Here is a 26,376-nt window from a genome sequence, read left to right as displayed (position 1 = left end):
TGCACCGGACGATGCTTCGCATCGCCGGGGAAGCGCTGCGCTGCGTCCGGAGCACGAGACCTTGCTACGCCACCGCCGCATCCGGCACGCGCGCGGCTTCCATCGGCTTCTTGCCGCGGATCAAGTCCGAGGCGCGGTCGGCGATCATCATGGTTGAGGCATTGAGGTTCGCCGAGATCATGCGCGGCATCACGGAGGCATCGATGACGCGGAGACCTTGCAACCCGTGAACGCGGAGCTGATCGTCGACCACCGCCCAGGTGGAATCCGCCGGGCCCATGCGGCAGGTGCAGCCGGGGTGGAAGGTGGTGGTGCCGCGCTCGGTGGCGGCCGCCAAAAACTCGTCGTCGGTATTAACGTTGGGTCCGGGGAAATCCTCGTAGGCGTAATAGGGCGACAGCGGCGCGCTCTTCAAAAGCCTGCGCGCGAGCTTCATGCCGCCGACGATGACCCGGCGGTCGAGCTCGGCGTCAAGATAGTTGGTCTGGATGATCGGCGGCGCAAACGGATCTGCCGAGCGGATGCGGACATAGCCGCGGCTCTCGGGGCGCTGCTGCCAGGACGCCACCGTCATGCCGGGCTCGTCCTCGAGCTGGCCCTGCACGCCTTCCTTGTAGCTCGCCGGTGTGAAGGTGAGCTGGAGGTCGGAGCTCTCCGCACTCTCGCCGGAGTGCCAGAAGCAGTAGACCATGGTCGGCGACAGCGACAGCAGGCCTTTGCGCGCGGTCGCCCACTTCATCGCCTCGACCCAGAGACGCCAGCCGCGGCGGAGCTCGTTGATGGTCCTGATGTCCTTGACGCGCGCGACCGTGCGCGGGGCGTAGTGATCTTGCAGGCCTTCGCCGACCGGAAGCGCGTGACGCACGGCGATGCCGTGGGCCTGCAACAGATCCGGTGAGCCGATGCCGGACAACTGGAGCAGCTGCGGCGAATTATAGGTGCCGCCGGAGAGGATCACTTCCTTGTTGGCGCGGACCTCGACCGGCGTGCCGCCATGACCGCCCTTCATGTAGCGCACGCCGACGGCGCGCTTGCCCTCGAAGATGATCTCGGTCGCATGCGCGTGGGTGCGGACATGCACGTTCGGCCGCTTCATCGCGGGCTTGAGGAAAGCGGTGGCGCCGGAGACGCGCAAGCCCTTGTCGATGGTGCGCTGGCAATAGGAGACGCCTTCCTGGGTCTTGCCGTTGTAGTCGGGGTTGCGCGGAATGCCGAGGCTCACCGCGCCTTCCATGAAGGCTTCGCAAAGCGGATCGCGCCAGTTCATGGTGGTGACGGTGAGATTGCCTTCGCGGCCGCGATAAATGTCCTCGCCCTCGCCGACCCGCTTCTCCAGCCGCCGGAAGTAGGGCAGCACGTCGGCATAGCCCCAGCCGCGATTGCCCATCTGCGCCCAGGTGTCGAAATCCATGCGCTGGCCGCGGTTGTAGATGTGGCCGTTGATCGAGGACGAACCGCCGAGCGTCTTGCCGCGCGGCGCGTAGATGCTGCGGCCGCCGGTCCAGGGTCCGACCTCCTGCTGGTAGGCCCAGTTGATGCTCTTCATGTGGAAGGTCTTGATGAAGCCGGCCGGCAGATGGATGTAGGGATGCCAGTCGCTCGGGCCGGCCTCGAGCACGCAAACGCTGGTCGCAGGGTTTTCGCTCAGCCGGCTGGTGAGCACGCAACCGGCGGAGCCCGCGCCGACGATCACATAATCAAATCTGTCCATGGTGCCTCGGCCGCCTCTAGCGCGGCTTGTCGTTGAGTTGATAATTCAAATGCGTTCGCACCGTAGGCCATTCGGCCGCGGTGATGCTGTAGACCACGGTGTCGCGTAGCGTGCCGTTCGGCGCGACCTGGTGGCTGCGCAGGATGCCGTCCTGCTTGGCGCCCAGACGCTCGATGGCGCGGCGGCTCTGGTGATTGAAGAAGTGGGTGCGGAATTCCACCGCGATGCAGTCCAGGGTTTCGAAGGCGTGGGTGAGCAGCAGCAATTTGCACTGCGTGTTGAGCGGGCCGCGTTGCGCGCTCTTACCATACCAGGTCGAGCCGATCTCGACGCGGCGGTTGGCCGCATCGATGTTCATGTAGGTCGTCATGCCCACGATCTTGCCGCTGCCATCGAATACGGTGAAGGGGAGCATCGAGCCGGCGGCCTGAAGACCGAGCCGGCGGTCGATTTCCTTGCCCATGTTGTCCGGCGTCGGGATTGCGGTGTACCAGATGGTGGAGAGCTCACCATCCTTCACGGCCTCGCTCAGCCCCTCGCGGTGCTGATGCGACAGCGGCTCCAGAGCGGCATGCTGTCCGCGCAGGGTGATGGGATCAGGCCAGGGCATTTGAAACTCTCTCCTTTGTCATTGCGAGGAGCGAAGCGACGAAGCAATCCAGACTGTCACCGCGGACGCATTCCTGGATTGCTTCGCTTCGCTTGCAATGATGGTCACTAGCACCGTTTACTTGTTAAGGAAATTCAACGGCAAACCGCTGCGCGGCCAGTCCATGGCGATCAGTTCGCCCTTGCCGGAGAGCGTGATGTAGGCGGTCTTCAGCTCGGGGCCGCCGAAGGCGATGTTGGTGGTGACGCGGTCGCCGGTCGGGATCTGCTCGACCAGCGTGCCATCGGGCGCGATCACCGAGATGCAGCCGGAGACGAGGGTGGCGACGCAGACATTGCCGTTGGCTTCGACCGCCAGCGAATCGAACATCTGGTAGCCGCCGAGGCCGCAGATCGGTTTGCCCCGCTCGCCGCGATAGATCGCGTCGCGCGGCTTGAGCGTGCCGGGCGCGGAGAGCTCGTAGGCCCAGAGCCGGCCCGTCGGCGTCTCCGCGATGTAGACGGTGGTCTCGTCCGGCGACAGGCCGATGCCGTTCGCCGGCAACACGCCGTGGACGACCTCGACGATCTCCTTCATGCCGGGCTTGAGATAGTACATGCCGCCGACGTCCATCTCGCGCGCGCGGCGCTTGCCGAGATCGGAGAACCAGAGGCCGCCCTGCTTGTCGAACACCAGATCGTTCGGCCCGCGCAGATCGTGCTCGCCGCAACTGGTCACGACGGTTTCGATCTGGCCGGATTGCAGATCGACGCGCTGGATCGAGCCGCCGAGATAGTCGTCGGGCTGCGGACCCGGCATGATCATGTTGCGGGTCGGGATCCAGGAGAAGCCGCCATTGTTGCAGATGTAGATCTTGCCGTCGGGGCCGAGGGCTGCGCCGTTCGGGCCGCCCGGAATCTTCGCGACGATCTCCTTGCGCCCGTCGGGATGGATTCGGGTGAGGCGCTGGCCGCGGATTTCCACCAGCACGACCGAGCCGTCCGGCATCACGACCGGACCTTCGGGAAATTCGAGGTCGGTGGCGAGAACGCGGACGTTGGACATGTGGGGACCCTCCCGGCTGCTTGTTATGACTTGCGCGGGATGTCCGGCACGGGCCCCACAGGCAAGATTGCCTGCGGTTATGACAAAGTCACCGGGGCTTGCCAAGCAAGCCGGATGGTATGCCAGCGTTGCGCGCTAATCTCGCACGGGTATCCAAATCTCCAGGCCGCCATTGGTGGCGGGATCGAATTTCTCGTCGTAGCGCTCGAAGTTCGGCGCATCGGCAGCTTTCAGGCCGGAGGCCGGCAGCCACTGATTCCAGATCGCGTTGACGGTGCGCCTGATCGAGGCGACGTGGTCGGCGTGGGTGAACACCGCATAGCGCTGCTCGGGGATGCGGATACGGCCGAAGGGGCGCGGCAGTTCGGAGAAATCGGCGACCTCGACGCCGGCAATGTAGTCGAAATTGCCGGCATCGTCGCCGTTGCAGCAGACGCCATAGGCGACCGGTCCAACGCGCGCGGGAATGTCGGCGACCTCCTGGTGGAAGCGCTGCCACAGTCCAGGAATGGCCGCGCCGTTGTCGCAGGAGATGCGCTCGCTGATGCCTGCGACGAGGAAGGCCTTTGTGGTTTCGAAGCGCGGGTTGGCGAGTTTGTCCGAGATGGTTGAATCCATGAGGATCGGCTCCTGAAGCTTGAGATGGCCGGTGCATTGCGCGGCGCGCACCGCTTCGGGCGTGGTGCCGAACTGGTCGCGGAACGCGCGGGTGAATGCTTCGTGCGAGCCGTAATCGGCCTCCAGCGCCAGCGACAGGATGTCCGGCGCGCCTTTCGCAAGACTGCGCGCCGCTTCGCTCAGCCGCCGCGCGCGCACGTACCGCATCACCGGCAGGCCGGTGGCTACGGCAAACGCGCGCACGATGTGGAACCGCGACACGCCCGATATCGCAGCGATCTCGTCGAGCGTCATCGGCTCGACCAGATGGCTCTCGACATACCAGAGCGCGCGCTGGGCTGGGTTCATGGCGTTTCTCGTTCGAAGCGCGACCATGATGCACGGAAGTCCGCGGGTTTCGCTTGATCGGCGTTGCGGTCCCGCAGGAGGATAACGCCGGAACAGCCACTGGCAACGTCCGGGCATTCATGGCTACACTCGGGACGTCCTTGAAACCGCTCACAAGAAAGCAGGAGGAACCGCGTCATGAAAATCACCGATGTGCGGGCGCACCATATCCGCATCCCCTATGACGCTGGTGTCGCGAACTTCCGTCAGGGCGCCTCCGCCATCACTGCCCTCGACATGGTGATCCTCGAGGTCACCACCGACGCCGGGCTGACCGGCTGGGGCGATGCCTTCGCTTATGTCTGTCCCCGCACCACGCGCAGTGCCGTCGAGGAAATGATCGCACCACAAGCCCGTGGGCTGGAGGTTCCCGATGCCGCCGGCATCCCCGCGGTGATGGAGCAGATCCAGCGCAATCTGCATCTCTTCGGGCGTTACGGCATCACCATGTTCGCGATCTCCGGGCTCGACATCGCGCTGTGGGACCTCGCCGCCAAGATCGAGGGCGTGCCGCTGCACCGCCTGCTCGGCGGCACCAGGCGCCCGGCCATTCCGGCCTATGCGAGCCTGTTGCGGATCGGTTCGCCCGACAACATCGCCGCCGAATGCAAGAAGGCGCTGGCGCTCGGCTATGGCGCCATCAAGCTGCACGAGACCACGGCGCCGGCGGTGTTTGCCGCGCGCGCGGCGATCGGGCCCGGCATTCCGCTGATGGTGGACATGAACTGTCCGCTCTCGGGCGAGCAGGCGATCGCATTCGCCAGGACATGCCATGACGCGCAGCCGATGTTCCTGGAGGAGCCGGTCTGGCCGCCGGAGGATTTTACGGCGCTCGCCGAGGTCCGCAGCAAGGGCGGGCTCGGCGTCGCCGCCGGCGAGAACGCCTGCACGGAATATCAATTCCGCCAGATGATGGAGGCGGGCGCGGTCAGCCACGCCCAGCCGTCGGTGATCAAGGTCGGCGGCATCACGGAATTTCTGAAGGTTGCGGCGCTCGCGGATCGGCAAGGCGTCAAGATCGTTCCGCACTCCCCGTATTTCGGCCCCGGCCTGCTGGCGACCTTGCATCTCCTGGCGGGGCGCGACGACGGGTTGGTCGAGATGTTTTACCTGAAGCGCGAGGCCTGCCTCTGGGGCGGCCGCGCCGATGTCGATGCCACCGGCCATGTCGCGGTGCCGACCGGACCTGGGCTCGGCTATGAGCCCGACCGCAGCGTCATGGAGCGATATCGCGTCGCCTGAGCGCGGCGCCTATTTCGCCGCATCCTTCGGCGGCGGCGCATCCTGTTTCTTCTTCACATCCTCCGCGGTCTTCGCCTGCGCGGCCTGGAGATCGCCGAGCATCTTCTGCAAGCCGGCCACGGTCGTCTTCAACGCATCGATCTGGCGAGCCGCGGCGTCCAGCTTCTGCTGGTGATCGAGGTTGAGCTTGGTGACCGTCTTCTGGAGGAAGTCGACGTTGCTCTGGAGGCAGCTGGTGCGGCGCTCCATGGTCTTCTCGACGGTGCAGATCTCGATACCGGGCACGTCCTGCGCGCGGACCGGCACAATCGCCAGCGTAGCGAGCAGCAACATCGCGAAACAAACGCCGGCGCTTCGAAGCAGCATACAGGTTCCTCGTCAAATCAATCACGGCAATGTGCGCTTTTTGCACGCAGCCTGTCGAGGCTACCACACTCGCACCGCATTCTCGCGTTGAGCTTGCGGCTGTTCCCTCGCACGGGGAGCGATGATCTGCACGCGGAGGAAATGGGCACTCTTTCCGCGGCTTTGTTTAAGGGGAGTTTTTTGATGGCAACGCGCGACAGACGACTGGCGGAATTCGACGGCGCCGGAGAACCGCCGCCCGGCCTTGCAGTCGAAGTGCTGTGCGAGGACCACAGCGGAACGTATCAGCTGCCGTTCGCCTGCCGCTATATCGAGGGACGCTGGCAGAACCACGCGGCCGGCGTCGCAGTTGAAGCAACCGTCATCGGCTGGCGCGTCCCGCGCATGAAGCATTCGGGCGTGGCCTGAGCACTGATTTCTGTCTCAAAATGCAACGGGGCCGCGTCCCGGCTTTAACCTTCGGAACGCGGCCCGAACGAATCACGTCCGAATCAGCCGTAGCGCCCCGTACGCGCCTGTTCACGGCTAGATGTCGCAACCGGCCAGCGCGCGCATACAATATCTGCACAGCGCGTGAGCGGGCTCAGCCCACCACGGGCGTCAAACGTTAACGCCTTCAATGACATGACCGCGGGGTGCGGCGGTTGGATGCTCGCTCCCAAAACAGGCAGATGGCACCCGGCCTGCCTAATATTCGACCTCGAGCTCCTCGATCTCGGCCGGCTCATCCCGTGCCGCCGCGATCCATTCCTTCATCTCCGGCATGGCCATGATGGTATCGGCATAGGCCTGCAGCTGTGGCTCGAGCTTGACGTTATAGGTCACGAAGCGCGTCACCACCGGGGCGTACATCGCGTCAGCCATGGTGCGGGTCTCGCCGAACAGGAAGGGCCCGCCCGATTTGTCCAGGCAGTCGCGCCAGATCGCCCAGACGCGATCGATGTCGGCCTGCGCGCGCGACCAGATCTTGAAGCCGGGGAAGTGCCCCTTCAGATTGACCGGCAGCGAGGCGCGCAAGGTGGTGAAGCCGGAATGGATTTCGCCGCAGATCGAGCGGCAATGCGCGCGCTGAACGCGATCCGCGGGCAGCAGCCCGGCATCCGGCATCGCCTCGTTGAGATATTCGGCGATCGCCAGCGTATCCCAGACGATCGCGCCGTCGTGCCGCAGGCACGGCACCAGGATCGACGACGACAATAGGAGGATTTCGGCACGCGCCGACGCGTCGTCCGGCGCGGTGACGATCTCATCGAAATCGAGCCCGGAAAATTTCGTCAGCAGCCAGCCACGCAGCGACCAGGACGAATAGTTCTTGCTGCTGATGGTCAGTGTCGCCTTCGCCATATGGCCTTCCCTCACGCCTAAGACTTGCACCCGCCTGGACTGCGGGAGTGCGCACCGCCTGTGCTTCCCGCCAAAAGAGCAGCAAGCGACGTGCCAATCTTGAGGACGGCCCATCTCCGGTTTGGCTCCGATATTGCATAGCAGCACGGGGACAGGTGGGCGTTTCAGTATGATGTCGATGTATTATCAGGCCTTTCAGAACCATATGGACCTGACGGCGCCGTGGCGGTCGGGGGCTTCGTCCGCACTCAAATTCCTCAATCTGGTGCCGCAGGGCTTATCGGATCAGGTCGTCGGCCGGCTGTCGGCCGCGCTGGAGTTGATCTCCCGCTCCACCCTCACCTATCACCGCCCCGCCTACGGCATCGACAGCGTCATGGTCGGCAATCGCGAGGTCGCCGTAACCGAGGAGATCGCTTACGCGACCCCGTTCGGCTCGCTGCTGCGTTTCAAGAAGGAAGGCGTGGGCGAGCAGCCGCGCATGCTCCTGGTGGCGCCGATGTCCGGCCATTTTTCGACGCTGCTGCGCGGCACCGTGAAGACGCTGCTGCAGGATCACGACGTCTACATCACCGACTGGCACAATCCACGCGACATTCCCCGCAGCGAGGGCCGTTTCGGGCTCGACGACTACACCGAGCATCTCATCGACTTCCTCGGCCAATTAGGCCCCCGCCCGCATATGGTCGCGATCTGCCAGCCCTCGGTCTCCGCACTCGCGGCCGCCGCGATCATGTGCGAGGGCAACCATCCTTCGCGGCCGGCGACGCTGACGCTGATGGCCGGCCCGATCGACACGCGCATCCAGCCGACGAGGGTCAACGAATTCGCCAAGAGCAGGCCAATCGACTGGTTCGAGCAGAACCTGATCAACTACGTGCCGATGCAGTGCCGCGGTGCCCTGCGGAAAGTCTATCCCGGCTTCGTGCAGCTCACCGCCTTCGTCTCGATGAATCTCGAGCGCCATATCAAGCAGCACATCGATCTCGCCGATCACATCGCCAAGGGCGAGAAGGAGAAGGCGGCCAGCATCAAGACCTTCTACGACGAATATTTCGCCGTGATGGACCTGCCCGCGGAATTCTACATCGAGACCGTGCGAGACGTGTTCCAGGAGCATCTTCTGCCCCAGGGCAAGCTGATGCATCGGGGACGTCCGGTGAACACCAAGGCCGTCAGCCGCATGGGGCTGATGACGGTCGAGGGCGAGAAGGACGACATCTGCTCGATCGGCCAGACGCTGGCCGCGCAAGACCTCTGCACCGGCGTACGCGCCTACCGCCGCGTCCACCACATGCAGGCCGGCGTCGGCCATTACGGCGTGTTCTCGGGCAAACGCTGGAACAACGAGATCTACCCGCTCTTGCGGGATTTCGTGCACGTGAATTCGTAACCCGTCAGCCCCTGGCCCGTACGTCACGTGCGAACCTCAACGCGCAATTGCAGTGAGGCGACCGGAGATGGGTCAGGGTCGAGACGTCTCTCCTGACCAAACGGCTAGCTAAACAAACCGCACGTGCCTAATGCACTTGCTTGAGCAGCTCTCTGGCTTCAACGACTTCGGGAAGATTGCGCTCCGCATCGAATTCAGCGAGCACGGGAGCGAGCACCTCGGATACCGCGCCCGCTCCGCCATTTGTCTTATGCAGGCGTGCAAGTCCAATGGCGCTGCGCAGCTCGAAAGTCTTCACCCGTTGGTGCCGTGCGATTTCAAGCGCTCGGCTTAGCGCAGTTTCGGCCCTGGCTAGGTCCGAAGGATCATGACGCAACAAAAGCTCCCCGTAGACGCGATGCAGCTCGGCATCAAGCCAATGCTGACCGGATTGCCCCGCCCATGCGATCAATCCGCTCAAGATTTCCAGCCCGTTTTCGAGTTGGCCCGACTCTGCATCCGCCATAGCGACATGCATCCCCCAAAACGGCTCACAGAGGTAGCAGTCATTCTCGTGCAGCAAGGTCCAGCCGCGACGCATTTCCGTTAGCCCGGCCATTCCGTCGCCGGCGCGCCACTTGGCCAGGCCATTCAGGTAGGTGCCGGCGGCCACATACAGCGGCATCGTGTGGTCGCGAGCGAGACCAAGCGCCAGGATCGTCTCTGTTTGCTGCAACATGCCCCCGCATAGTCCGTCGAACACAGCTCGATGAACAAGCGCATTGGCCTGAGAAAGCGCCCGTTTTTCTCCGGAAGCACTTATCGCTTCCGCGGCGAGGCGGCGTGCGCGGGCGATCCTGCCAAGCGGCCAAAGCACCAGGGCAAGAAACCTCATGATCACGAATGGGAGATCCAGCGCCGAGCCCCTGAACGTCGCGGGATCCGGCTCGTCACCATAGATCTCTAGTGCCTTCTCAAGATGTACTCTCGCGTTCAAGTAGTCGCCCCCGAACCAGCAGGTAACCCCGCCCGTCCAATTTGCAACGACGGCGGCCACCGGTGAGGCCGGTCGCCGGTCAGCGGCGTTCACGATGGCATCCACCAGCGCCTGCATCGGCGCGAGTTCGCCGTGTGTCAGGCAGGCATTGAAGAGACCCGAATGGACCGGCGCAAGTTCAACCGGATCATTGATGTCGGCTGCGAACTGTCGGGCGCGCGTCCATGCGGCGACCGTTTCGGGAGCGCTGTGCCCGAGGCTGCCCCGTAATGCACGGCCATATGCGATTTGAAGATGTAGCCTACCCATCATCCGGTCGTGCTCATCGGGCAGGTCATCGGCGATGGCAATCGCCTTGCCGAGATGTGCAATCGCCTCGGAATAAGCGGAGCGTTTCAGCGCCTGCAGGCCCGCCTTGCGCCACCATTCGAGGGCGACCTCGCTCAGCCCCGCCTCAGTGAAGTGGTGTGCCAGAACTTCCGGCTCAGTCTCGGCGACGACTGGAAACTTCTCGCGCAGGACATCGCCGATGCGCTTGTGAAGCACCTGCCGTTTGCTCTTGAGCAGGCTCTCGTAGGCCGCTTCCTGAACGAGGGCGTGCTTGAAACTATAGTTTGCTTCGGGCGGAGCCCCGCGACGCACCAGCAGTTCGGCCTCTTCGAGTTGCGCTAGCGCAGCGCTCAGCGTCAGATCATCGCGTCCCGCCACATATCTCAGCAGCGCGTATGAAAAGTCGCGACCGATGGCGGCGCCTATCTGCGCTAACTCCTTGACGGGGGCCAGCCGGTCAAGCCGCGCCATCAGCGAATCCTGCAGCGTCGCGGGAATAGCGAGCGGCGGGAGCGGATTATCGAGACGATAACGCCCGGCATCTTCGACGAGTAGCCCGGACTCCAGCACCATCTTGGTCAATTCCTCGACGAATAGTGGGATGCCATCCGTCCTATCGATGATCTGCTTCATCATCTCGCGTGGCAGCTGGCGACCAACGGCCACCTGTTCGACCAGCGCGCGCGAGTCCCGCCGATCGAGTCGGTCGAGCCGCAACAGACTGACGTTGGCAAGGCCCGACCAGGAGGGCTCGAACTCTGGCCGGGATGTCATGAGCACGAGTATCGGCAGTCCTCTGATACGATCGACCGCGAGATCGAACAGTTCAAGTGTCGTGGCATCGGCCCAATGCATATCCTCGCAGATAATCAGCAGGGGTTGCTCTCGCGCCAACCCCTCAAGCTGATCCAGAAGGGCGGCAAATGTCTGTCGCCGCTGCTGCGCCGGGCTCAAAGCCAGCGGCGGACAATGGTCGCCGGTGGGAATCGAAAGGAGAGCCGCAATGAGCGGTGTCGCTTGGGCGACCTGCTGTGTTCCAAGCGACAGCATTGCCTCGAGCTTGTCGAGCTTTTGCCCAGGCGTGTCGTGCGACCGGATGCCGGCGGCGCGCTCGAGCTGCGCGACAAAGGGATGGAGCACACTGTTGGTATGGTAGGGCGAACACTGATATCGCACCCGGCGGTGCGCCCCCAACGAGGGGCTTTCGGACAGGGTTGCGACAATGCGCGACTTGCCGATGCCCGCTTCGCCAGAAATCAATACCATCTGGCCCTGCCCCTGCCATGCCAGCCGCTGGCGCGAGAGAGTGAACTCGATCTCGTCCCTGCGGCCGACAAAACCGATCGAGCGTACCGCGCGGACCGCCTCGAAGCGACTCTCGGATGCGATCGCCCCCTCCACCGCCCAGACTGCGATTGGTTCGGCTATCCCCTTGACCTCACGGCGGCCGAGATTGCGAAACGTGAAGAGATCACCAAGCAGCCGGCGCGTCGACGAAGCAACGACGACCGCGCCCGGTTCCGCCAGGCTCTGGAGCCGAGCGGCGAGGTTTGGTGTGTCGCCGACGGTTGCCTGCTCCTCTGATGCATCTCCACTGATGAGGTCACCGACCACCACAAGCCCTGTCGCAATTGCGATGCGCAGTTCAACCCGTTCGTCGGCGCCCGTTTTGAGCTGCCCAATTGCGGAGATAGTGTCGAGGGCAGCTCGTACTGCGCGCTCCGCATCATCCTCATGCGCGCGAGGATAGCCGAAATAGACGAGTATTCCGTCGCCAACGAACCTGGCTATCCTGCCGTCATAAGCGGCAATGACGCTCGCGCAGGCGGCGCGGTAGGCCCGGATCACTTCCCACATATCCTCGGGATCGAGACGCGCCGAGAGCGCGGTCGAGCCGACCAGATCGCAAAACATAACAGTGAGGTGGCGCCGCTCGGCGTCCTGAGGAGGGGTCGGCGATGCGATCAACGCGGCTGGATCGAGGTCGGCAATAGCACGCAGCATTTTGCGGCGATGGCCTAGCAGGACTCCGAGCTTTTCAAAGTCCTCGTCCATCAGTTCGGGGAGGACGCCCACGTCGATTCCATTCTGGGCAAAACGCTCTGCGTATTGCCCAAGCCCCAGTTTCTCGAGCCACTCCGCAATCTGCATTGGCTCCACCGATCGTGTGGTTGGCGGTTAGCAGGATTTTGGACCACGGCGCGGGGACGATATCCCAACACCGCCATGATGGCACGTCTTGTTTGTTGTGCGATAATTTAGGTTACTCAGTACCGACACGGCTTCCAAGCCGGGTCGCCGCCCGATGCGAACGACTGCGCTACCAAAAATCGTCTTCCCGCAGCGTTGGACGACAAAGGTTGCGATGAGTGGTCACTACTCACTCCGGACCTGAAATCGAATCCAACACTGCGGCTTGTGCACTCGTCATGACGCCAAGCAGACGTTCTTGCGTGAGGACAATTCCTTCATTGCTTGTCCATGCGCGCTTCGTAGTTGCGAGCCATCATGCCCGCCGCAACTTGGAGCGAGGAACCAACCACCCAACAGCCGGCAACAAAGGTTATCAGGCCATTGGCTGGGTTTTGATCAAGGACAAGGATGCTGACGGACAGAGTTGCGGCAATCGCGGCGCCGAACGTTCCAGCCGCACTCATGATCTCAGCCGGCTCGGAACCATTCCACTCTTCCGAGTTGCTCGAGATCGACTTCCGCGCGACACTGCGAGACAAATCAATTCCGACATAATAGCTGAGAGCTCCATAGAGCATCGTTATCAGCACGATCCAGCCGCTTTCAAACAGTCCGCCTTTCTCACGCAACAGGGTCGCACCCACATAGAGGCCACAGGAGGCCCCAACGGCTGCGAGCCCAATTCTTTCAAGAAGATGGGCCGACCTGATCAGACCGGAACGAGCGATCCGAAGATTGCCGGAGCCCCTCGTTAGGGAAAATGCGCTGGAAACTGCATCACTAATTTTCATTGGGGGTCTCCTTCTTAGGTAAGTAGCGGCCTACCGGCCGACCCCGAATAGAGGCAGCCTCGTGGACGCGTTTTGCGATTGCCTTGATTCCAATTTCTGAAAAATCTGTGCTGAGTGATGGGGCTGGCTTGCTCGTGAGCAAGACGAGAGCCAATCCAAAGCTGCGAGCACGCGGCTACGCAGGCATTGCATCTCACCCGTGTCGGTCAGTTAGGTCCGGGTGCGGCAATTTCTTGCGGGAGTGATAGCTCGAAAGAGAGTGATGAAATATGAGACGGTTCACATAACGCGGTTCCCCGTCGCTCTATCCGATCACAATTTCCGGAGGACAAGTCTGCATCGTCGCGAGACCCGGGAGCACGGGAGCACGGGAGCTGAATCAGTAAACAAGTTGTCCCGCGTCTCGCCGACATCAGATCTATCCCCTCATACCGTGTTTCGTGCACGTGAATTCCTGAAGCGCGAGCAAGCAATCAGCAGGATCGGACAAGGCAGCGCGGCTTTAGGAAAGACGCCGGCGCTCCGCCAGCCCTAACACACGGACATGCCGCTTTTGCCGGAGGCCAAGCCATGTCCGAACTTCCCACCCCCGCTGCAACACCCGCCGCGGTCGTCGATGCATTGAAGGCGGTCGCAGGCAATCCGCCGAAGGTGCGCGCGAGCTTCGCCAAGGGTCGATGTGTGCGCGGGACCTATGCCCCGTCCGACCGCGCGGCAGAGATTACGCGATCGCTGAGCTTCACAAAACCGTCGCGCGTGCTGGCGCGCTTCTCCGTCGGCGGCGGCAATCCCGGGGTGACCGACACCAACAACCTCGTGCTGCGCGGCTTCAGCTTCAGGCTGGGCGACGACGCCCATCGCTCGGACATCCTGACGGAAACCGCTCCGGTGCATTTTGCACGGACGCTCGACCAGATGCTCGCCTTCCTCGAGGCGCGCATTCCGGGTGCGGACGGCAAGCCTGACATCGAGAAGGTCCGGGCCTTTTCGGCAGCCAATCCTGAAACACTGAACCAGGCGAATTACGTCGCGGCACGCCGGCTGCCCGGCAGCTTTGCCGGCACGACCTATTGGGGCGTGCACTCCTTTCCCGCGACGAACGCGAAGGATGAGACCCGCTTCATCAAGTTCAAGGTCTCGCCGGTCGGCGGCGACGTCACCTTGAGCGAGGACGAAGCGAGGGCGAAGTCGGCCGATTTCCTGCATGACGATCTCGCGCGGAGGATCGTAGCCGGCGACGTCCGATTCAATGTGATGGCCTTGCTCGACCGTCCCGGCGATCCCACTATGGACGTGACCCTGCGATGGCCGGACGAGGACAACCGTGAGCAGGTGCGGCTGGGGACGATCGTCATCACCAGCCTCGAAGCCAACGCGGCCTGCGACGGCTCCATCTTCAATCCAGCCAATCTTGCCGACGGCATCGGCCATCCGCCGGACGAGATTTTTGCGGCGCGCCGCACGGCCTACACGATCTCGCTGGCGAAGCGTCGGTAACTTCAAGTCTTGTCCCGTCCACCATCCGTTTCTCGGCGCCATGCGCCCGGACTGACGCCGACGATGGACGAGAACACCCGCGTGAAATGGCTCTGATTGGCAAATCCGGCCGAGATGGCAATCTCGGATAACGGCAGGTCGCGGACTGTCATCAGTTGCTTGGCCGCCTTGACGCGCTGTTGGAGCAGCCATTGATGCGGCGGCAGGCCGGTGGAGATCCGGAATGCGCGTGAGAAGTGGCTGACTGACAGGCCAAGCTCGGTCGCGATCAGCTGCAGCGCGATCTTGCCCGAGAGATCGGAATCGAGCCGGTCACACGCACGCTTCACCTGCCATGGCGCGAGACCGCCGCGGCTCGGTTCCGCGGCCGGCTTCAGCCCACCATAGGTCTGGGCGACATGGGCGGTGAGCGCGAGCATCATGTGATCGACGAAAAGCTGGTTGGTCTCGTCGGGCCGACACAGTCCTTGCCGCAACGAGGCACCGACATGTCGAACGACCTCGTCGTCATGACCGACACCGGGCTCGTAGCTGAGCTCGCCTACGCGCGGCCCGCCCGGTTGCCTGGCAACGCTGTTGAGCGCCGAGCGCGGCAAATAGAAGAAGAGCGAGTGAAACGGCTTGTCGATCACATAGCGCGGGTCACGCTTGAGGTCGTACAGATAAGTCGCACCTGCGCGAACATCCGCCTTGGTGACACAGCGGCCCTCCTCCCAGCATTCGCAATCCGGATAGTCGCGGAGTTTCAGGCTGAGGAGATAGGCATCTTCCGCAGCCAGCGATCCGGAAATATCCGGTGTCGGATCGTCGTTGCGGACTTCGGTGACCGCGAGCTCGGCGCTGTGCAGCGAACGCGTGATCAGGACCGGTGCTTGCTTGGAGCGAAGGCCCTGCCCGAGCCTCTGCCCGTAGACGCCTGCTTGTGTCATTCTAGTAAATCCATCCGTAAAGGCACGTCTTCGCCGGCCTTCCCGAGATCCGCGCATTATCGGAGATCGCCGGCCGACGGTCCAGCTGCAGCGCATAACACGAAGCTGGCGCGGCCAGCCGTCGCACCGGGCCGTGCCGCGATGATTTCATTGTGATTTCAGCGTGATGTCACCGGCCTGGCGTCGCGAAGGACACCACCGTTGACCTGCCCGGCAGATCGCGGGGCGACTTCATCGTGCATTTTGGAAATAATTTGCGGCCTGCGCACGTCAGTTGGACCATTCCTCGCCCCAGAGCTGGACGACATGGCCCGGCGACACCTCACGAAATTGACGCACGGGCGGCTGGTAATCGGGCGCGCGCACCGGGCTTCTGATCTCGTCATTCGTGGCCTCGCGCCTGGTGCCGCGGCGCGCTGGATCGGGCACTGGCACGGCCGCCATCAGCTTCTTCGTATAGGGATGCTGCGGATTTCCGAACAGGGCCGCGCGTGGACCGGTTTCGACGATCTCGCCGAGATACATCACCGCGACGCGATGGCTCATGCGCTCGACCACCGCGATATCGTGGGAAATGAAGAGATAGGCAAGTCCCATGCTGGCCTGAAGGTCCAGCATCAGATTGACGACCTGCGCCTTGACCGAAACGTCGAGCGCCGAGACCGCTTCGTCCGCGACGATCAGCTTCGGTCCGAGCGCGAGCGCGCGGGCAATGCAGATGCGCTGGCGCTGGCCACCGGAGAATTCGTGCGGAAAGCGCGCGGCCATGTCGGCGGTGAGACCAACGCGGACAAGCAGGTCGGCGACCTTCTCCCGTGCCTGCGACGCCGTGACGAGCCCGTTGGCGAGCAATGGGGCCGCAATCGCCGTTCCCACCGACATGCGCGGGTTGAGGCTCGCGAACGGATCCTGGAACACGATCTGCATCTGCTTGCGAAAGTCACGCAAGGTGCGGGCATTCATCGCCAGCACATCCTGCCCGTCCACCAGAACGGTGCCGCTGTCCGGCTCCGTCAGCTTGAGAATGGAGCGGCCCGTCGTCGACTTGCCGCAGCCGGATTCGCCGACCAGCGCCAGCGTCTCCCCGGCGCGCAAGGTGAAGGAGATGTTCTCGACCGCATGGACGCGGCCCGAGACCTTGCCGAACAGGCCCGAGCGGATTGGAAAGCGCGTCGTGAGGTTGGAGACCTCGAGCAGCGGTCGCTCGGCAATCGAGACCGTATCGGGCGTCTCCGCCGGCTCGTCAGAGGTCCCCGTCACCTTGTCGACGGTCGGAAAACGCATCGGCCGCGTCCGCCCGTCCATCGAGCCGAGGCGTGGCACGGCCGCGAGCAGCGAGCGGGTATAAGGATGCGAGGGTGAAGCAAAGATGCGCGCGGTCGCATCGGTTTCCACTGCCTGGCCGCCATACATCACCACGGTGCGGTCCGCGATCTCGGCCACCACCCCCATGTCGTGGGTGATGAAGAGGATCGACATCTCCTCTTCCTGCTGAAGCTCCTTCAGAAGCTCCAGGATCTGGGCCTGGATCGTGACGTCGAGCGCGGTGGTCGGCTCGTCTGCGATCAGCAGCCTCGGCTTGCAGGCCAGCGCCATCGCGATCATTACGCGCTGGCGCATGCCGCCGGAGAAGCGATGCGGATGCTCGTGGAAGCGCGATTTCGCCGCAGGTATCCGCACGCGGTCGAGCAGGCATATGGTCTCGACCTCCGCCGCCGCGCGCGACAGGCCGCGGTGCTGGATCAGTGCTTCCGCAATCTGGAAGCCGATGGTCAGCACCGGATTGAGGCTCGTCATTGGCTCCTGGAAGATCATGGCGATTTCGTTGCCACGAACATCCTTCATGCTCGCTTCGGGCAGCGTCAGCAGGTCGCGACCGGCAAGCCGGACGCTGCCTTCGACGCGGCCGTTCTCCTTCGGAATGAGCCGCATGATCGAGAGCGCAGTGACGCTCTTGCCCGAACCGGACTCGCCGACGATCGCCACGGTTTCCCGCGAGGCAATATCGAACGACACGTCGCAGACGACGGGAATCCATCGCCGCTCACGCAGGAAGGACGTCGTCAGGCCGGAAACCGACAGCACCGGCGACTGCGCGTTGGCAGCGATTTGATCAGCTCCGCTTGCGCCCATGCTCATGCCAGTGTCCTAATAGCCGCGACTACGATCGACACGCCCCGGCAATTCTTCACCGCGGCGGTGGCGCGCAATCACATCCAGCACGAAATCGACCGCCGTATCCGGCGTCGTCATGCTGGCATTGTGCGGCGTGACCAGGATGCGCGGATGGCTCCAGAAAGGGTGACCCGCAGACAGCGGCTCCGGCTCGGCGACATCGAGGACAGCACCCGACAACGCGCCGCTGTCGAGCGCCGCGAGAAAGTCGGCTTCGACCAGATGCGGGCCACGCCCGACGTTGACGAGCGACGCGCCGCGCGGCAGGCGCGCGAACAAGTCCGCATTGAGGATGCCGCGGGTCTCATCCGTCAGAGGCAACAGGCAGACGAGAATGTCGGTCTGCGCAAGGAAATCCGGCAACGTCCCCATGCCCGTATAACAGGTGACGCCGTCGATCTCGCGCATCGATCGGTTCCAGCCGAGTAGTGGAAAGTCGAAAGCCGTGAGGCGTTCGAGCACGGCCTGGCCGAGTTGGCCGAGACCCATCACGCCGACGCGCCGCCGCTTCGCCGGCGTGATCCGGATCTCGCGCCAGACCTGCGCCTTCTGCTGGGCGATGAAGTGCAGGAGATCGCGATGCAGGGCGAGCACCGCCATGGTGACGTATTCGACCATGGTCTCGGCGATGCCAGGCTCCAGCATGCGAACGAGCGGAATGTGCGCTGGAAGTTTTTTCGCGTCGAACTGATCGACACCCGCACCGACCGAGAAGACCAGCTCGAGATTTGGGAAAGTCGTCGCGATGTCGTCGGGCGGCACCCACGCCACGAGATAGCGGATGTCGGCGGGATCGCCGATGTCGGGCCAGAGCCGGAATGGCACATCGGGCGCGCGCTCGGCGAAGAAGCCCGCCCATTCAGCGCCCCGAACCATGTTGGCCTTGTAGAGAACCGTCATGCCGCCAAAACTCTCAGAACGGGCTGACCGGCGCGAGCCGGCGGCCGTCGATCAGGCGCTTGTGGCTGTAGGCCGCGGGATCGACCAGCGGCGTCGCGCCCGTCACGATGTCCGCCGCGAGCTTGCCGGCCGCAGGACCGATGCCAAAGCCGTGGCCGGAGAAGCCGGTGGCAAGGAAGAAGCCAGGCATGGCATCGACCGGCGAGATGACCGGAATGGTATCCGGCGTGCAGTCGATCGTCCCGCCCCAGGCTTCCGCGATCTCGATGTCCTTCAATTCAGGGTTCGACTTGATCAGCGAAGCCAGCGCGGCATTGACCAGCGACATGTCAGGCGCGGGATCGCGCACCCGCTCGGTCTCGAATGGCGACGGCTTGTCCAAGCTCCAGTTCGTGCCGCGCATGAGCTGGTCGAAGAAGGATTTGCCGAACGACAGTTTCAACCCGTTCTTGCGATGCAGATAGGTCGGCCAGAAAGTTCGCGCGTACCGGAACAGATCAGGCGACAGTTCGACCGTGCCGCGGTTGCGTAGCGCCAGGGTAAAGCCGCCGTCGAGGCGGCGGCGGATGCAATAGAAATCGGTGCCGAGCGCACCGGAGGTGATCTCCGGCCCCGGCGTGGTCCGGCACGCGGTCGCATTGACGAGGCCGATCGGCAGCTCGATGCCGTGGCGACGGCAGAATAGCGACGACCAGGCGCCGCCGGACAGCAGCACCGATTGCGTGCGAACGGTGCCCTTCTCGGTGACGACGGCGCTCACCCGTCCACCTTGCGTCTCCAACCCACGCGCGGCGCAGCCCTGATGAATCGTGACGCCGTGCTTTCGCGCGGCGGTCGCAAGCGCCGGCACGGCCATTGAGGGCTCGGCGCGCCCGTCGCTCGGCGTGTGCAATCCGCCAACCCATGTCTCGGCATTGCCGGGCAGGCGCTCGGCGACCTCCGCCGGCGTCAGCACGGTCGAGTGAACCTGCATCTCGCGCGCCGTTGCGGCCCATCGCTCCCAGCTGGCGAGCTCGTCCTTGCTCTTGGTCAGGAACAGCACGCCGGTACGGCGGAAGCCGGCATCGACGCCGGCATCGTTTTGCATGTCTTCCCACAGCCGCAGCGCCTCGCGGGCCAGCGGGATCTCCTCACGCGCGCGGCCCTGCTGGCGGCACCAGCCCCAATTGCGGCTCGACTGCTCGCCGCCGACATGGCCCTTCTCGACCAAGGCGACGGAGAGGCCCTTCTTTGCGAGATGATAGGCCGCGGAGACGCCAATGACGCCGCCGCCGATGACGACGACATCCACCTGCGCTGGCAGGCGCTCGTCACTGTTTATGCGGGTGAGCGGCGGGGACATGGGAAACTCCAGATATTCAGTTCGATCGAGACAGCTCGGCTCGTCGCTAGTTTGCAGATCATGGGATGTTCATCCGCGGATCGAGCGCGTCGCGCAGGCCGTCGCCGAGGAAGTTGAAGCTCGTCACCGCAAGCGTGATGGCGAGGCCCGGTGCAATCGCGAGCCAGGGCGCGCTGGTGAGATAGATCTGCGCGTTATTGAGCATGTTGCCGAGGCTCGCGGCCGGCGGTTGGATGCCGTAACCGAGATAGCTGAGATAGGATTCGAGCAGAATGGCCTTGGCCACGTTCAGCGTCGCCGCCACCACGATCGGCGCGATCGCATTGGGTACGAGCTCGCGGAACATGATCCGCAGATTCGACGAGCCGAACGCGAGTGCAGCAACCGCAAACTCGCGCTCCCGCAGCGAGCGCACCTGGGCCTCGACGACGCGGGCCACCCACATCCAGGCGGTTGCCGCGATCAGCACGGTGGTGGTGATGAAGCCGGGCTCGATGAGCGCCGCGAGCGCAAGCAGCAGGAAGATGGTCGGAAAGCAGAGCATGGCATCGACGAGCCGCATCAGCACCGCGCCGACCACGCCGCCATAGAAGCCGGCGAAGGCCCCGACGACGATGCCCACCGCCATCGCCATCACCATCGCGACGAAGCCGATCGACAGCGAGACGCGCGCGCCCATCATCAGCCGCGCCAGCACGTCGCGGCCGAGTTCGTCGGTGCCGAGGATGTGCGCGCCCGACAGCGGCGGTGCGAACCGCTTCATGATATCGATGTAGGTGTCGTCGAACGGCAGGAGGTACGGGCCGAATGCCGAACCGAGAACAAGGACGAGAATGATCACCGCGCCTGCAAGTGCAAGCCGGTGCCGACGAAATCGCCGCCACGCGGCCTGGCCGGGTGCGGGTTGAGCGCTGGACAAGTCTACGGTCGTCATCCCTAGCCCACCCGGATGCGCGGATCGACGACCGCATAGAGGATGTCGGCCAGCAGCGACCCGATCAGCACCATGATCGCCGAGAACATCAGAATGCCCATCACCACGGGATAGTCGCGATATCCGATGGAATCGAGGAACAGCCGGCCCATGCCGGGCCAGGTGAACACGGTTTCAGCGACCAGCGCACCACCGAGCAGCGTCGGAAACTGAAGGCCGCCCATCGTGATCATCGGCAGCAGCGCGTTACGCAAGGCGTGAACCGTAAGGATTCGCCATTCCGGCATGCCCTTGGCGCGCGCGGTGCGAATGTAGTCCTGGTTGATGACTTCGAGCATCGAGGAGCGCATGAAGCGGCCCCACATCGCGGTCTCCACCAGCGCCAGCACCAGCGCCGGCGCAATGAGATGATGGAGCAGATCGAGCAGGGAGCCATCGCCGACGGTCTGCCGGTTGCCGGCCGGCAGCCAGCCGAGCTTCACCGAGAACACATAGATGGTGACGAGGCCGAACCAGAAGGTCGGGATCGACAATGCGATCATGGCGCCGACGGTTGCGAGCGAATCGAACAGCGAATAGCGGCGCAGCGCACCGAGCACGCCAATCCAGCAGCCGAGCAGCACCGCGATGATGGTCGCAGTCGCCATCAGTTCCAGCGTGGCGCCGAGATGCGACGAGATCACCGCCAGCACCGCCTCGCCGTCACGATACGAGCGGCCCCAATCGCCCCTCAGCATCCGGCCGAACCAATCGAGATACTGGATCGGCAGCGAACGATCGAGGCCGAGTTGCCGCGTGACGCGGTCGAGATCCTCCTGCGTCATCTGCGCGGACGCCGCGAATTGCGAGAGCGGACCGCCGGGCGCCAGATGCAGGATGGCGAAGCCGATCGCGGACACGATCACCAGCAGCATGATCGCCTGCGCCAGGCGATTGGCGACGTAACGGGCCATCTCAGGCGATCTCGCGCGCCTGAACCATCAGGCCCAATACCATTCGCGAATGTTCCAGCAGTTGATCGACATGTTGATGTTGGGACGGAAGCCTTGCAGCCCTTCCTTCACACCTTCGGCGATGAAGCCCTGGAACAGCGGCAGGATCGCGAGGTCGTCGCGGATGAGCTTTTGCAGAGCGCCATAGGTCGTCTTGCGCTGCGCCAGATCGAACTGCTTGGCACCTTCGGCGAGAAGCCGATCCGCCTCCGGGTTGCGATACTGATAGGTGTTGTAGCCGCGGCCACCTTTGGCAGGAATGGCGCCGGAGCCGAAGCGGGGCGTCACGTCGGGGTCGCTGCCGAGCATGAAATTCACTCCCACGATCACCGAATTGAATTTCGATTGCTGCCAGAAGTCGCCCCAGATCACGGCGGCCGGCATGTTGTTGACGCGCATCGCGGCACCGATCGCGCGCCAGTCCTGGATCAGCAGCTGCTGGGTCTGCTCACGCACCGCATTGCCCGACGTCGTTGAATTGGTGAATTCGAGCTTGACGCCGCCTTTCTCGCGCACGCCGCCGGCGCCGCGGACCCAACCGGCCGCATCGAGCAGCGTGTTGGCCTTGGCCGGATCGTATTTGTGCTGCGGCAGTCCCTGCTGGAACGACCAGGCCTGTTGCGGCACGAAGCTTTCGGTCTGCGTCGGCAAGCCGTAGTTCAGCGCGTCGATGATCGCCTGCTTGTTGATCGCGAGATACAGCGCCTCGCGCACCGTGCGGTCCGCCAACGCGCCGAACTCCAGATTGGGCGCGATGTGCTCCACCGACGACGTGGATGAGACGAAGATCTTGCGGCCCTTCAGCGTCTTCGCTTCCTGCACGAAGTTCGGCAGAATGCCTTGCAGGCCGGTGTAATCGACCTGGCCGGTGCGGAACTGGGTGTAGAGCACGGTCAGGTCTGGAATGTATTTGAACACCACGCGCTCAACGTAGGGTCCCTTGGCGTGATAGCCGGTATGGGCATTCAACTGAATGTGGTCGCCCGGCACGCGCTCGCCCCAGCGGAACGGTCCGGTGCCGACAGGCGCATTGTGGAACGGCGAGGCGTTCGGATCGGTCACCTTCTCCAGGATGTGCTTGGGCACGATGAAGGTCAGCGATCCCAGGATCGACATATAGGGCGAATAGGGAGCTTCCATGCGCCAGTGAATCTCGTCGGGCGCGACGATCTTGATGTCCTTGACGAGACTATGGCCGACGCGGCTGCGCGCGCGAAAATCGGGGTTGTTGATCAGCTCAAGCGAGAACTTCACGTCCTCGGCCGTGAACGGCGTGCCGTCGTGCCATTTCACGTCGCTGCGGAGCTTGATCTTCCAGGTCAGGCCGTCGGCCGAGAGGCCGCCATTCTCGACCGTCGGGACTTCGCGGGCGAGGTCGGGAACGAACTTGCCGTCGGGATCGATGAACCAGAGCGGCGAGAACACCTGCCACCAGATGCCCTGATCGACTTCGATGCCCGGCATCAGGGGATGAAAGACCGTCGGCTCCTGCGACAGCGCCGCGATCACCTGTCCGCGCGGCTTGTCCGGCGGATTGGTCGGGCGTTCTGTCTGCGCAAATGCGTTGCCCGATAGCGTCCATCCCGCCGCGGCGCCGGCCCCGAGCTGAAAGATCTGACGGCGATTCGGATTGCCGAGATGCAGTGCCCCAACGCCGAACTTCCCGGTGTCGTCCGCCATGACCACTCTCCGTTGTCGCACGCGGCACCGTCTCCCGGGCCCCGAGACCCCGGCAAAGGGACAGGAATGGGCTTTAGTGCTTCTAAATTTTCTATCAAAAGTTCATCACGACTAAATACAGCTGTCAATCATATTGCTAGGATGCGCGACCTTTTCACTCCGACTGAAGCTCCGGAACGTCATTGTCCGGGCTGAGATGATGCATGGGAGAGCGACATGGATGGTCGCGGCGAGATCAACGATCCGAAGGATGCCCCGCCGACCGAAACCGACGATGCCGTCGACCAGCGCCTCGGCGAGACCGTGCGGCTGCTGCGGCAGCGCGCGGGCCTGTCGATCCAGGACGTCGCCAAGAAGACCGGCCTCTCCAACGGCATGATCAGCCAGCTCGAACGCGCGCGCGCCATGCCGTCGATACGCACGCTGCGCCTGCTCAGCATCGCGCTCGACGTTCCCATCTCCTATTTCTTCGAGACCACCGATCCCGCCGACGTGCAGCGCTATATCGTGCGCAAGAACGGCCGGCGCCTGCTGCGGCTCACCGCCAGCGGCGTCGTCAAGGAAGCGCTGACGCCGGCAGACAAAGGCCAGCTCGAATTCTACGAGCTCACGCTCAATCCCGGCGCCTCGTCCGGCACCGACTTCCTGCAGCACACCGGCGAGAAGGCGGGCTACATCCTCTCAGGCAGCCTGCGGCTGTGGCTCGACAACCAGGCCCATCTGCTCGACGCCGGCGACAGCTTTCGCTTTCCGAGCATCGTGCCGCACATGTTCGACAACCCGACCCAGCAGACGGCCCGCGTGATCTGGGTGACGACGCTGCGCCAGACCGATTCGCCGGCAGGTTGAAAGCGCCGCCAGCCCGGCACCACCGCAAATTGCCCCTCGACGCTGCCGCGCGGAATCTGTAGCTCACATCTGTAGCTCACGTGGAGCCGGTCATTGACAGGGCGGACACGAGGGTCTGCCACTGACGCGTTGGTGTGAGACCATGAAACTCAGGCGGCTTCTGACACTCGCGATGGCCGCGCAGGTCATCGTGACCGCGGCGGCTCTCCTCGTCTCCTATGCCGCGACCGGAACCGGGTTCGGCATTGCCCAGATCGTCGCCATGCTCGCAAGCGGCGCCATTGCGGTCCTGCTCGCTCGTCTGTGCACGCGCGCGATCGAAACGGCGCAGGAAAAACGGGCCGCCGCGCTACTGACCGAGCAGGCGCGGGCCAGCGCACAGATGACGCAAGCGGTCATCAAGACCGCGCTCGATGCCTTCGTTCAGACCGACCAGAACGGCATCGTGCTGGAATGGAGCCTTCAGGCCGAGGCCCTGACGGGATGGACGCACAAGGAGGCGCTCGGCACGGACGTCGTCAATCTCCTCATCGCCGAGCCGCTGCGCGACGGCTTCAGGCAACGCATGATGCGGCTGCTGCCGGAATTGTCGGATACGCCGATCGGCATCCGGTTCGAAGCGACCCTGCTGCACCGGGACGGCGACGAGATCCTGATCGAGGCCTCCAGCACGGCGCTCCACATCGGGGGGCGCACCCTCATCAACAATTTCGTCAAGGATGTCACCCAGAAGCGCGCCGCCGAGGAGCAGCTGATCCAGGCCCAGAAGATGGAGGCGATCGGTCAGCTCACCGGCGGCATTGCGCACGAATTCAACAACATGCTCACCGTGATCACGGGCACGATCGAGATCCTCGCCGACGCCGTGAAGGATAATCCGCCGCTCGCGACCATCACCAAGCTGATCAGCGACGCCGCCGGTCGCGGCGCCGCGCTGACGTCGAGCCTGTTGTCCTTTGCCCGCAAGCAGGCGCTCAAGCCGGCCGAGAGCGACATCAACGAGCTGCTCGAAGAGCTCGCAAAGCTGCTGCTGGCAACCTTCGACAAGAAGATCGAGATCGTGACCCGGCTCGACGGCAACATTTGGCTCGCCCTCGTCGATCGCGGCCAATTGAGCTCGGCGCTTCTCAACCTCGCGATCAACGCCCGCGACGCGATGCTGGACGGCGGCAGACTGACGTTGACGACGCGCAACGTCGTGTTCGGCGTCCGCGAGGCCGTGGCGGTCGGGGCCGGCTATGCCGGCGACTATGTCGAGATCGAGATAGGCGATACCGGCACTGGCATTCCGCCGGCCATTCTGGAGCGGATCTTCGATCCCTTCTTCTCGACCAAGGACATCGGGAAGGGCACCGGGCTCGGGCTCAGCATGGTGTTCGGATTCATCAAGCAGTCCGGTGGCGGAATCAAGGTCGCTTCCGAAGAAGGACGCGGCACGACTTTCACGATCTATCTGCCGAAGGCGGAGGCGAGCACGCTTCGCCCCACCGGCTATGACGAGCGCAAGGTCGTGGGCGGGACGGAAACCATTCTTTGTGTCGAGGACGACCGCGACGTCCGCCAGTACGTCACGGTTCAGCTCGAAAGCCTCGGCTACAAGGTCATCTCGGCCGCCAATGCAGCCGAGGCACTGGCCATCGCGGCCGAAGGCACGCCCTTCGACCTGCTTTTCACCGACATCGTGATGGCCGGCAGCTTGAACGGACGAGAGCTCGCCGACGAGATGGTGGCATCGCGCCCCTCGCTGCGGGTGCTCTTCACGTCGGGCTATGCCTACGACGCCCCGCATGCGCAGGGGCGCGCCACCAAGGGCGCACCGCTTCTGACAAAGCCCTACCGCAAGGCCGAGCTCGCGCGCATGCTGCGCCGCTCTCTCGACACCGCTGTCGACGACGCGGGCGATCCGATCCCGACGCCCTATTCCGTGCAGGCCGATCTCGAAGGCTTTCTGCGCAGGCAGGCGGCTGAACGCGATGGCGCGACAAGGTCGCGGAAGACCTAGGCCATCCGCTGCGAATTCCAACGCGGGTGGCATGGTTGAATGGTCAATCAACGACAAGCTAAAAGACTGCG

Annotated in this window: 21 protein-coding genes; 6 read left to right on the top strand and 15 right to left on the bottom strand. The window is 63.8% G+C overall.

Annotated elements, in window-relative coordinates; genetic code table 11:
• Nucleotides 1–64: 64 nt before the first annotated feature.
• The 4 genes from ACIPUD_RS00675 to ACIPUD_RS00660 form a co-directional block, all read right to left on the bottom strand.
• Nucleotides 65–1,711, bottom strand: coding sequence for a GMC family oxidoreductase (locus ACIPUD_RS00675; protein WP_018454119.1), 1,647 nt, complete (start codon nt 1,709–1,711; stop codon nt 65–67).
• A gap of 16 nt (nt 1,712–1,727) precedes the next feature.
• On the bottom strand, nt 1,728–2,321 hold the full coding sequence (locus ACIPUD_RS00670; RefSeq protein WP_018454118.1) for a GNAT family N-acetyltransferase: 594 nt from the start codon (nt 2,319–2,321) through the stop codon (nt 1,728–1,730).
• Between the two features lie 117 nt (nt 2,322–2,438).
• Nucleotides 2,439–3,365 carry an SMP-30/gluconolactonase/LRE family protein gene (locus tag ACIPUD_RS00665; protein WP_085351869.1) on the bottom strand — a complete coding sequence of 309 codons (927 nt, stop codon included), beginning with the start codon at nt 3,363–3,365 and terminating at the stop codon, nt 2,439–2,441.
• Between the two features lie 135 nt (nt 3,366–3,500).
• On the bottom strand, nt 3,501–4,331 hold the full coding sequence (locus tag ACIPUD_RS00660) for a GyrI-like domain-containing protein (protein ID WP_446479987.1): 831 nt from the start codon (nt 4,329–4,331) through the stop codon (nt 3,501–3,503).
• Between the two features lie 177 nt (nt 4,332–4,508).
• Here ACIPUD_RS00660 and ACIPUD_RS00655 point away from each other — a divergent pair, with 177 nt between their 5' ends.
• Nucleotides 4,509–5,612: a mandelate racemase/muconate lactonizing enzyme family protein gene (locus ACIPUD_RS00655; RefSeq protein WP_085351871.1), complete on the top strand. Its 1,104-nt coding sequence runs from the start codon at nt 4,509–4,511 to the stop codon at nt 5,610–5,612.
• A 9-nt stretch (nt 5,613–5,621) separates the two neighbouring features.
• Here ACIPUD_RS00655 and ACIPUD_RS00650 read toward each other — a convergent pair whose 3' ends face one another.
• Nucleotides 5,622–5,978, bottom strand: coding sequence for a hypothetical protein (locus ACIPUD_RS00650; RefSeq protein WP_085385355.1), 357 nt, complete (start codon nt 5,976–5,978; stop codon nt 5,622–5,624).
• Nucleotides 5,979–6,161: 183 nt separating this feature from the next.
• On the opposite strand from ACIPUD_RS00650, the gene ACIPUD_RS00645 reads away from it, so the two are divergent.
• Nucleotides 6,162–6,386 (top strand): hypothetical protein, encoded by a 225-nt coding sequence (locus ACIPUD_RS00645; protein WP_018454113.1) that lies wholly within the window; start codon nt 6,162–6,164, stop codon nt 6,384–6,386.
• 279 nt (nt 6,387–6,665) lie between these two features.
• Here ACIPUD_RS00645 and ACIPUD_RS00640 read toward each other — a convergent pair whose 3' ends face one another.
• Entirely contained in the window at nt 6,666–7,322 is a 657-nt protein-coding gene (locus tag ACIPUD_RS00640) for a glutathione S-transferase family protein (protein ID WP_085361466.1), read from the bottom strand.
• A gap of 169 nt (nt 7,323–7,491) precedes the next feature.
• Here ACIPUD_RS00640 and ACIPUD_RS00635 point away from each other — a divergent pair, with 169 nt between their 5' ends.
• Entirely contained in the window at nt 7,492–8,715 is a 1,224-nt protein-coding gene (locus ACIPUD_RS00635) for a polyhydroxyalkanoate depolymerase (RefSeq protein WP_018454111.1), read from the top strand.
• 127 nt (nt 8,716–8,842) lie between these two features.
• Here the strand turns inward: ACIPUD_RS00635 and ACIPUD_RS00630 are convergent, their stop codons facing one another.
• The gene (locus ACIPUD_RS00630) at nt 8,843–12,172 is read right to left on the bottom strand and encodes an adenylate/guanylate cyclase domain-containing protein (RefSeq protein ID WP_446479986.1); all 3,330 of its coding nucleotides are present in this window, start codon (nt 12,170–12,172) and stop codon (nt 8,843–8,845) included.
• Between the two features lie 317 nt (nt 12,173–12,489).
• A complete protein-coding gene (locus tag ACIPUD_RS00625; protein WP_204512115.1) occupies nt 12,490–13,005 on the bottom strand; it encodes a hypothetical protein in 516 nt (171 codons plus the stop codon).
• 570 nt (nt 13,006–13,575) lie between these two features.
• Between ACIPUD_RS00625 and ACIPUD_RS00620 the strand changes: the two genes are divergently transcribed.
• Nucleotides 13,576–14,502 carry a catalase family peroxidase gene (locus tag ACIPUD_RS00620; RefSeq protein ID WP_085361470.1) on the top strand — a complete coding sequence of 309 codons (927 nt, stop codon included), beginning with the start codon at nt 13,576–13,578 and terminating at the stop codon, nt 14,500–14,502.
• 2 nt (nt 14,503–14,504) lie between these two features.
• Here ACIPUD_RS00620 and ACIPUD_RS00615 read toward each other — a convergent pair whose 3' ends face one another.
• The 7 genes from ACIPUD_RS00615 to ACIPUD_RS00585 form a co-directional block, all read right to left on the bottom strand.
• A complete protein-coding gene (locus ACIPUD_RS00615) occupies nt 14,505–15,431 on the bottom strand; it encodes an AraC family transcriptional regulator (RefSeq protein WP_085385352.1) in 927 nt (308 codons plus the stop codon).
• A gap of 270 nt (nt 15,432–15,701) precedes the next feature.
• Nucleotides 15,702–17,570, bottom strand: coding sequence for an ABC transporter ATP-binding protein (locus ACIPUD_RS00610; RefSeq protein WP_204512116.1), 1,869 nt, complete (start codon nt 17,568–17,570; stop codon nt 15,702–15,704).
• A 9-nt stretch (nt 17,571–17,579) separates the two neighbouring features.
• Nucleotides 17,580–18,506 carry a 2-hydroxyacid dehydrogenase gene (locus ACIPUD_RS00605; protein ID WP_204512117.1) on the bottom strand — a complete coding sequence of 309 codons (927 nt, stop codon included), beginning with the start codon at nt 18,504–18,506 and terminating at the stop codon, nt 17,580–17,582.
• Between the two features lie 13 nt (nt 18,507–18,519).
• Nucleotides 18,520–19,848 carry an NAD(P)/FAD-dependent oxidoreductase gene (locus tag ACIPUD_RS00600; protein WP_247294987.1) on the bottom strand — a complete coding sequence of 443 codons (1,329 nt, stop codon included), beginning with the start codon at nt 19,846–19,848 and terminating at the stop codon, nt 18,520–18,522.
• Between the two features lie 58 nt (nt 19,849–19,906).
• A complete protein-coding gene (locus ACIPUD_RS00595) occupies nt 19,907–20,782 on the bottom strand; it encodes an ABC transporter permease (protein WP_085361475.1) in 876 nt (291 codons plus the stop codon).
• Between the two features lie 2 nt (nt 20,783–20,784).
• On the bottom strand, nt 20,785–21,735 hold the full coding sequence (locus ACIPUD_RS00590; protein WP_204512119.1) for an ABC transporter permease: 951 nt from the start codon (nt 21,733–21,735) through the stop codon (nt 20,785–20,787).
• A gap of 27 nt (nt 21,736–21,762) precedes the next feature.
• A complete protein-coding gene (locus tag ACIPUD_RS00585; protein ID WP_085351879.1) occupies nt 21,763–23,454 on the bottom strand; it encodes a peptide ABC transporter substrate-binding protein in 1,692 nt (563 codons plus the stop codon).
• Nucleotides 23,455–23,670: 216 nt separating this feature from the next.
• Between ACIPUD_RS00585 and ACIPUD_RS00580 the strand changes: the two genes are divergently transcribed.
• Entirely contained in the window at nt 23,671–24,303 is a 633-nt protein-coding gene (locus ACIPUD_RS00580; protein ID WP_446479985.1) for a cupin domain-containing protein, read from the top strand.
• Nucleotides 24,304–24,445: 142 nt separating this feature from the next.
• Nucleotides 24,446–26,305, top strand: a complete 1,860-nt coding sequence (locus ACIPUD_RS00575; protein WP_446479984.1) for an ATP-binding protein — start codon at nt 24,446–24,448, stop codon at nt 26,303–26,305.
• The last annotated feature ends 71 nt before the right edge of the window (nt 26,306–26,376 follow it).

Source organism: Bradyrhizobium sp. CAR08, from assembly GCF_052871955.1.
The sequence above is the reverse complement of the archived record's forward strand: the minus strand, read 5'-3'. Positions and strand labels throughout refer to the sequence as shown.

What these genes read in the sequence shown, in the direction of transcription:
- ACIPUD_RS00675 (WP_018454119.1), bottom strand. Translation starts at nt 1,711, where the DNA reads ATGGACAGATTTGATTATGTGATCGTCGGCGCGGGCTCCGCCGGTTGC.
- ACIPUD_RS00670 (WP_018454118.1), bottom strand. Translation starts at nt 2,321, where the DNA reads ATGCCCTGGCCTGATCCCATCACCCTGCGCGGACAGCATGCCGCTCTG.
- ACIPUD_RS00665 (WP_085351869.1), bottom strand. Translation starts at nt 3,365, where the DNA reads ATGTCCAACGTCCGCGTTCTCGCCACCGACCTCGAATTTCCCGAAGGT.
- ACIPUD_RS00660 (WP_446479987.1), bottom strand. Translation starts at nt 4,331, where the DNA reads ATGAACCCAGCCCAGCGCGCGCTCTGGTATGTCGAGAGCCATCTGGTC.
- ACIPUD_RS00655 (WP_085351871.1), top strand. Translation starts at nt 4,509, where the DNA reads ATGAAAATCACCGATGTGCGGGCGCACCATATCCGCATCCCCTATGAC.
- ACIPUD_RS00650 (WP_085385355.1), bottom strand. Translation starts at nt 5,978, where the DNA reads ATGCTGCTTCGAAGCGCCGGCGTTTGTTTCGCGATGTTGCTGCTCGCT.
- ACIPUD_RS00645 (WP_018454113.1), top strand. Translation starts at nt 6,162, where the DNA reads ATGGCAACGCGCGACAGACGACTGGCGGAATTCGACGGCGCCGGAGAA.
- ACIPUD_RS00640 (WP_085361466.1), bottom strand. Translation starts at nt 7,322, where the DNA reads ATGGCGAAGGCGACACTGACCATCAGCAGCAAGAACTATTCGTCCTGG.
- ACIPUD_RS00635 (WP_018454111.1), top strand. Translation starts at nt 7,492, where the DNA reads ATGATGTCGATGTATTATCAGGCCTTTCAGAACCATATGGACCTGACG.
- ACIPUD_RS00630 (WP_446479986.1), bottom strand. Translation starts at nt 12,172, where the DNA reads ATGCAGATTGCGGAGTGGCTCGAGAAACTGGGGCTTGGGCAATACGCA.
- ACIPUD_RS00625 (WP_204512115.1), bottom strand. Translation starts at nt 13,005, where the DNA reads ATGAAAATTAGTGATGCAGTTTCCAGCGCATTTTCCCTAACGAGGGGC.
- ACIPUD_RS00620 (WP_085361470.1), top strand. Translation starts at nt 13,576, where the DNA reads ATGTCCGAACTTCCCACCCCCGCTGCAACACCCGCCGCGGTCGTCGAT.
- ACIPUD_RS00615 (WP_085385352.1), bottom strand. Translation starts at nt 15,431, where the DNA reads ATGACACAAGCAGGCGTCTACGGGCAGAGGCTCGGGCAGGGCCTTCGC.
- ACIPUD_RS00610 (WP_204512116.1), bottom strand. Translation starts at nt 17,570, where the DNA reads ATGAGCATGGGCGCAAGCGGAGCTGATCAAATCGCTGCCAACGCGCAG.
- ACIPUD_RS00605 (WP_204512117.1), bottom strand. Translation starts at nt 18,506, where the DNA reads ATGACGGTTCTCTACAAGGCCAACATGGTTCGGGGCGCTGAATGGGCG.
- ACIPUD_RS00600 (WP_247294987.1), bottom strand. Translation starts at nt 19,848, where the DNA reads ATGTCCCCGCCGCTCACCCGCATAAACAGTGACGAGCGCCTGCCAGCG.
- ACIPUD_RS00595 (WP_085361475.1), bottom strand. Translation starts at nt 20,782, where the DNA reads ATGACGACCGTAGACTTGTCCAGCGCTCAACCCGCACCCGGCCAGGCC.
- ACIPUD_RS00590 (WP_204512119.1), bottom strand. Translation starts at nt 21,735, where the DNA reads ATGGCCCGTTACGTCGCCAATCGCCTGGCGCAGGCGATCATGCTGCTG.
- ACIPUD_RS00585 (WP_085351879.1), bottom strand. Translation starts at nt 23,454, where the DNA reads ATGGCGGACGACACCGGGAAGTTCGGCGTTGGGGCACTGCATCTCGGC.
- ACIPUD_RS00580 (WP_446479985.1), top strand. Translation starts at nt 23,671, where the DNA reads ATGGATGGTCGCGGCGAGATCAACGATCCGAAGGATGCCCCGCCGACC.
- ACIPUD_RS00575 (WP_446479984.1), top strand. Translation starts at nt 24,446, where the DNA reads ATGAAACTCAGGCGGCTTCTGACACTCGCGATGGCCGCGCAGGTCATC.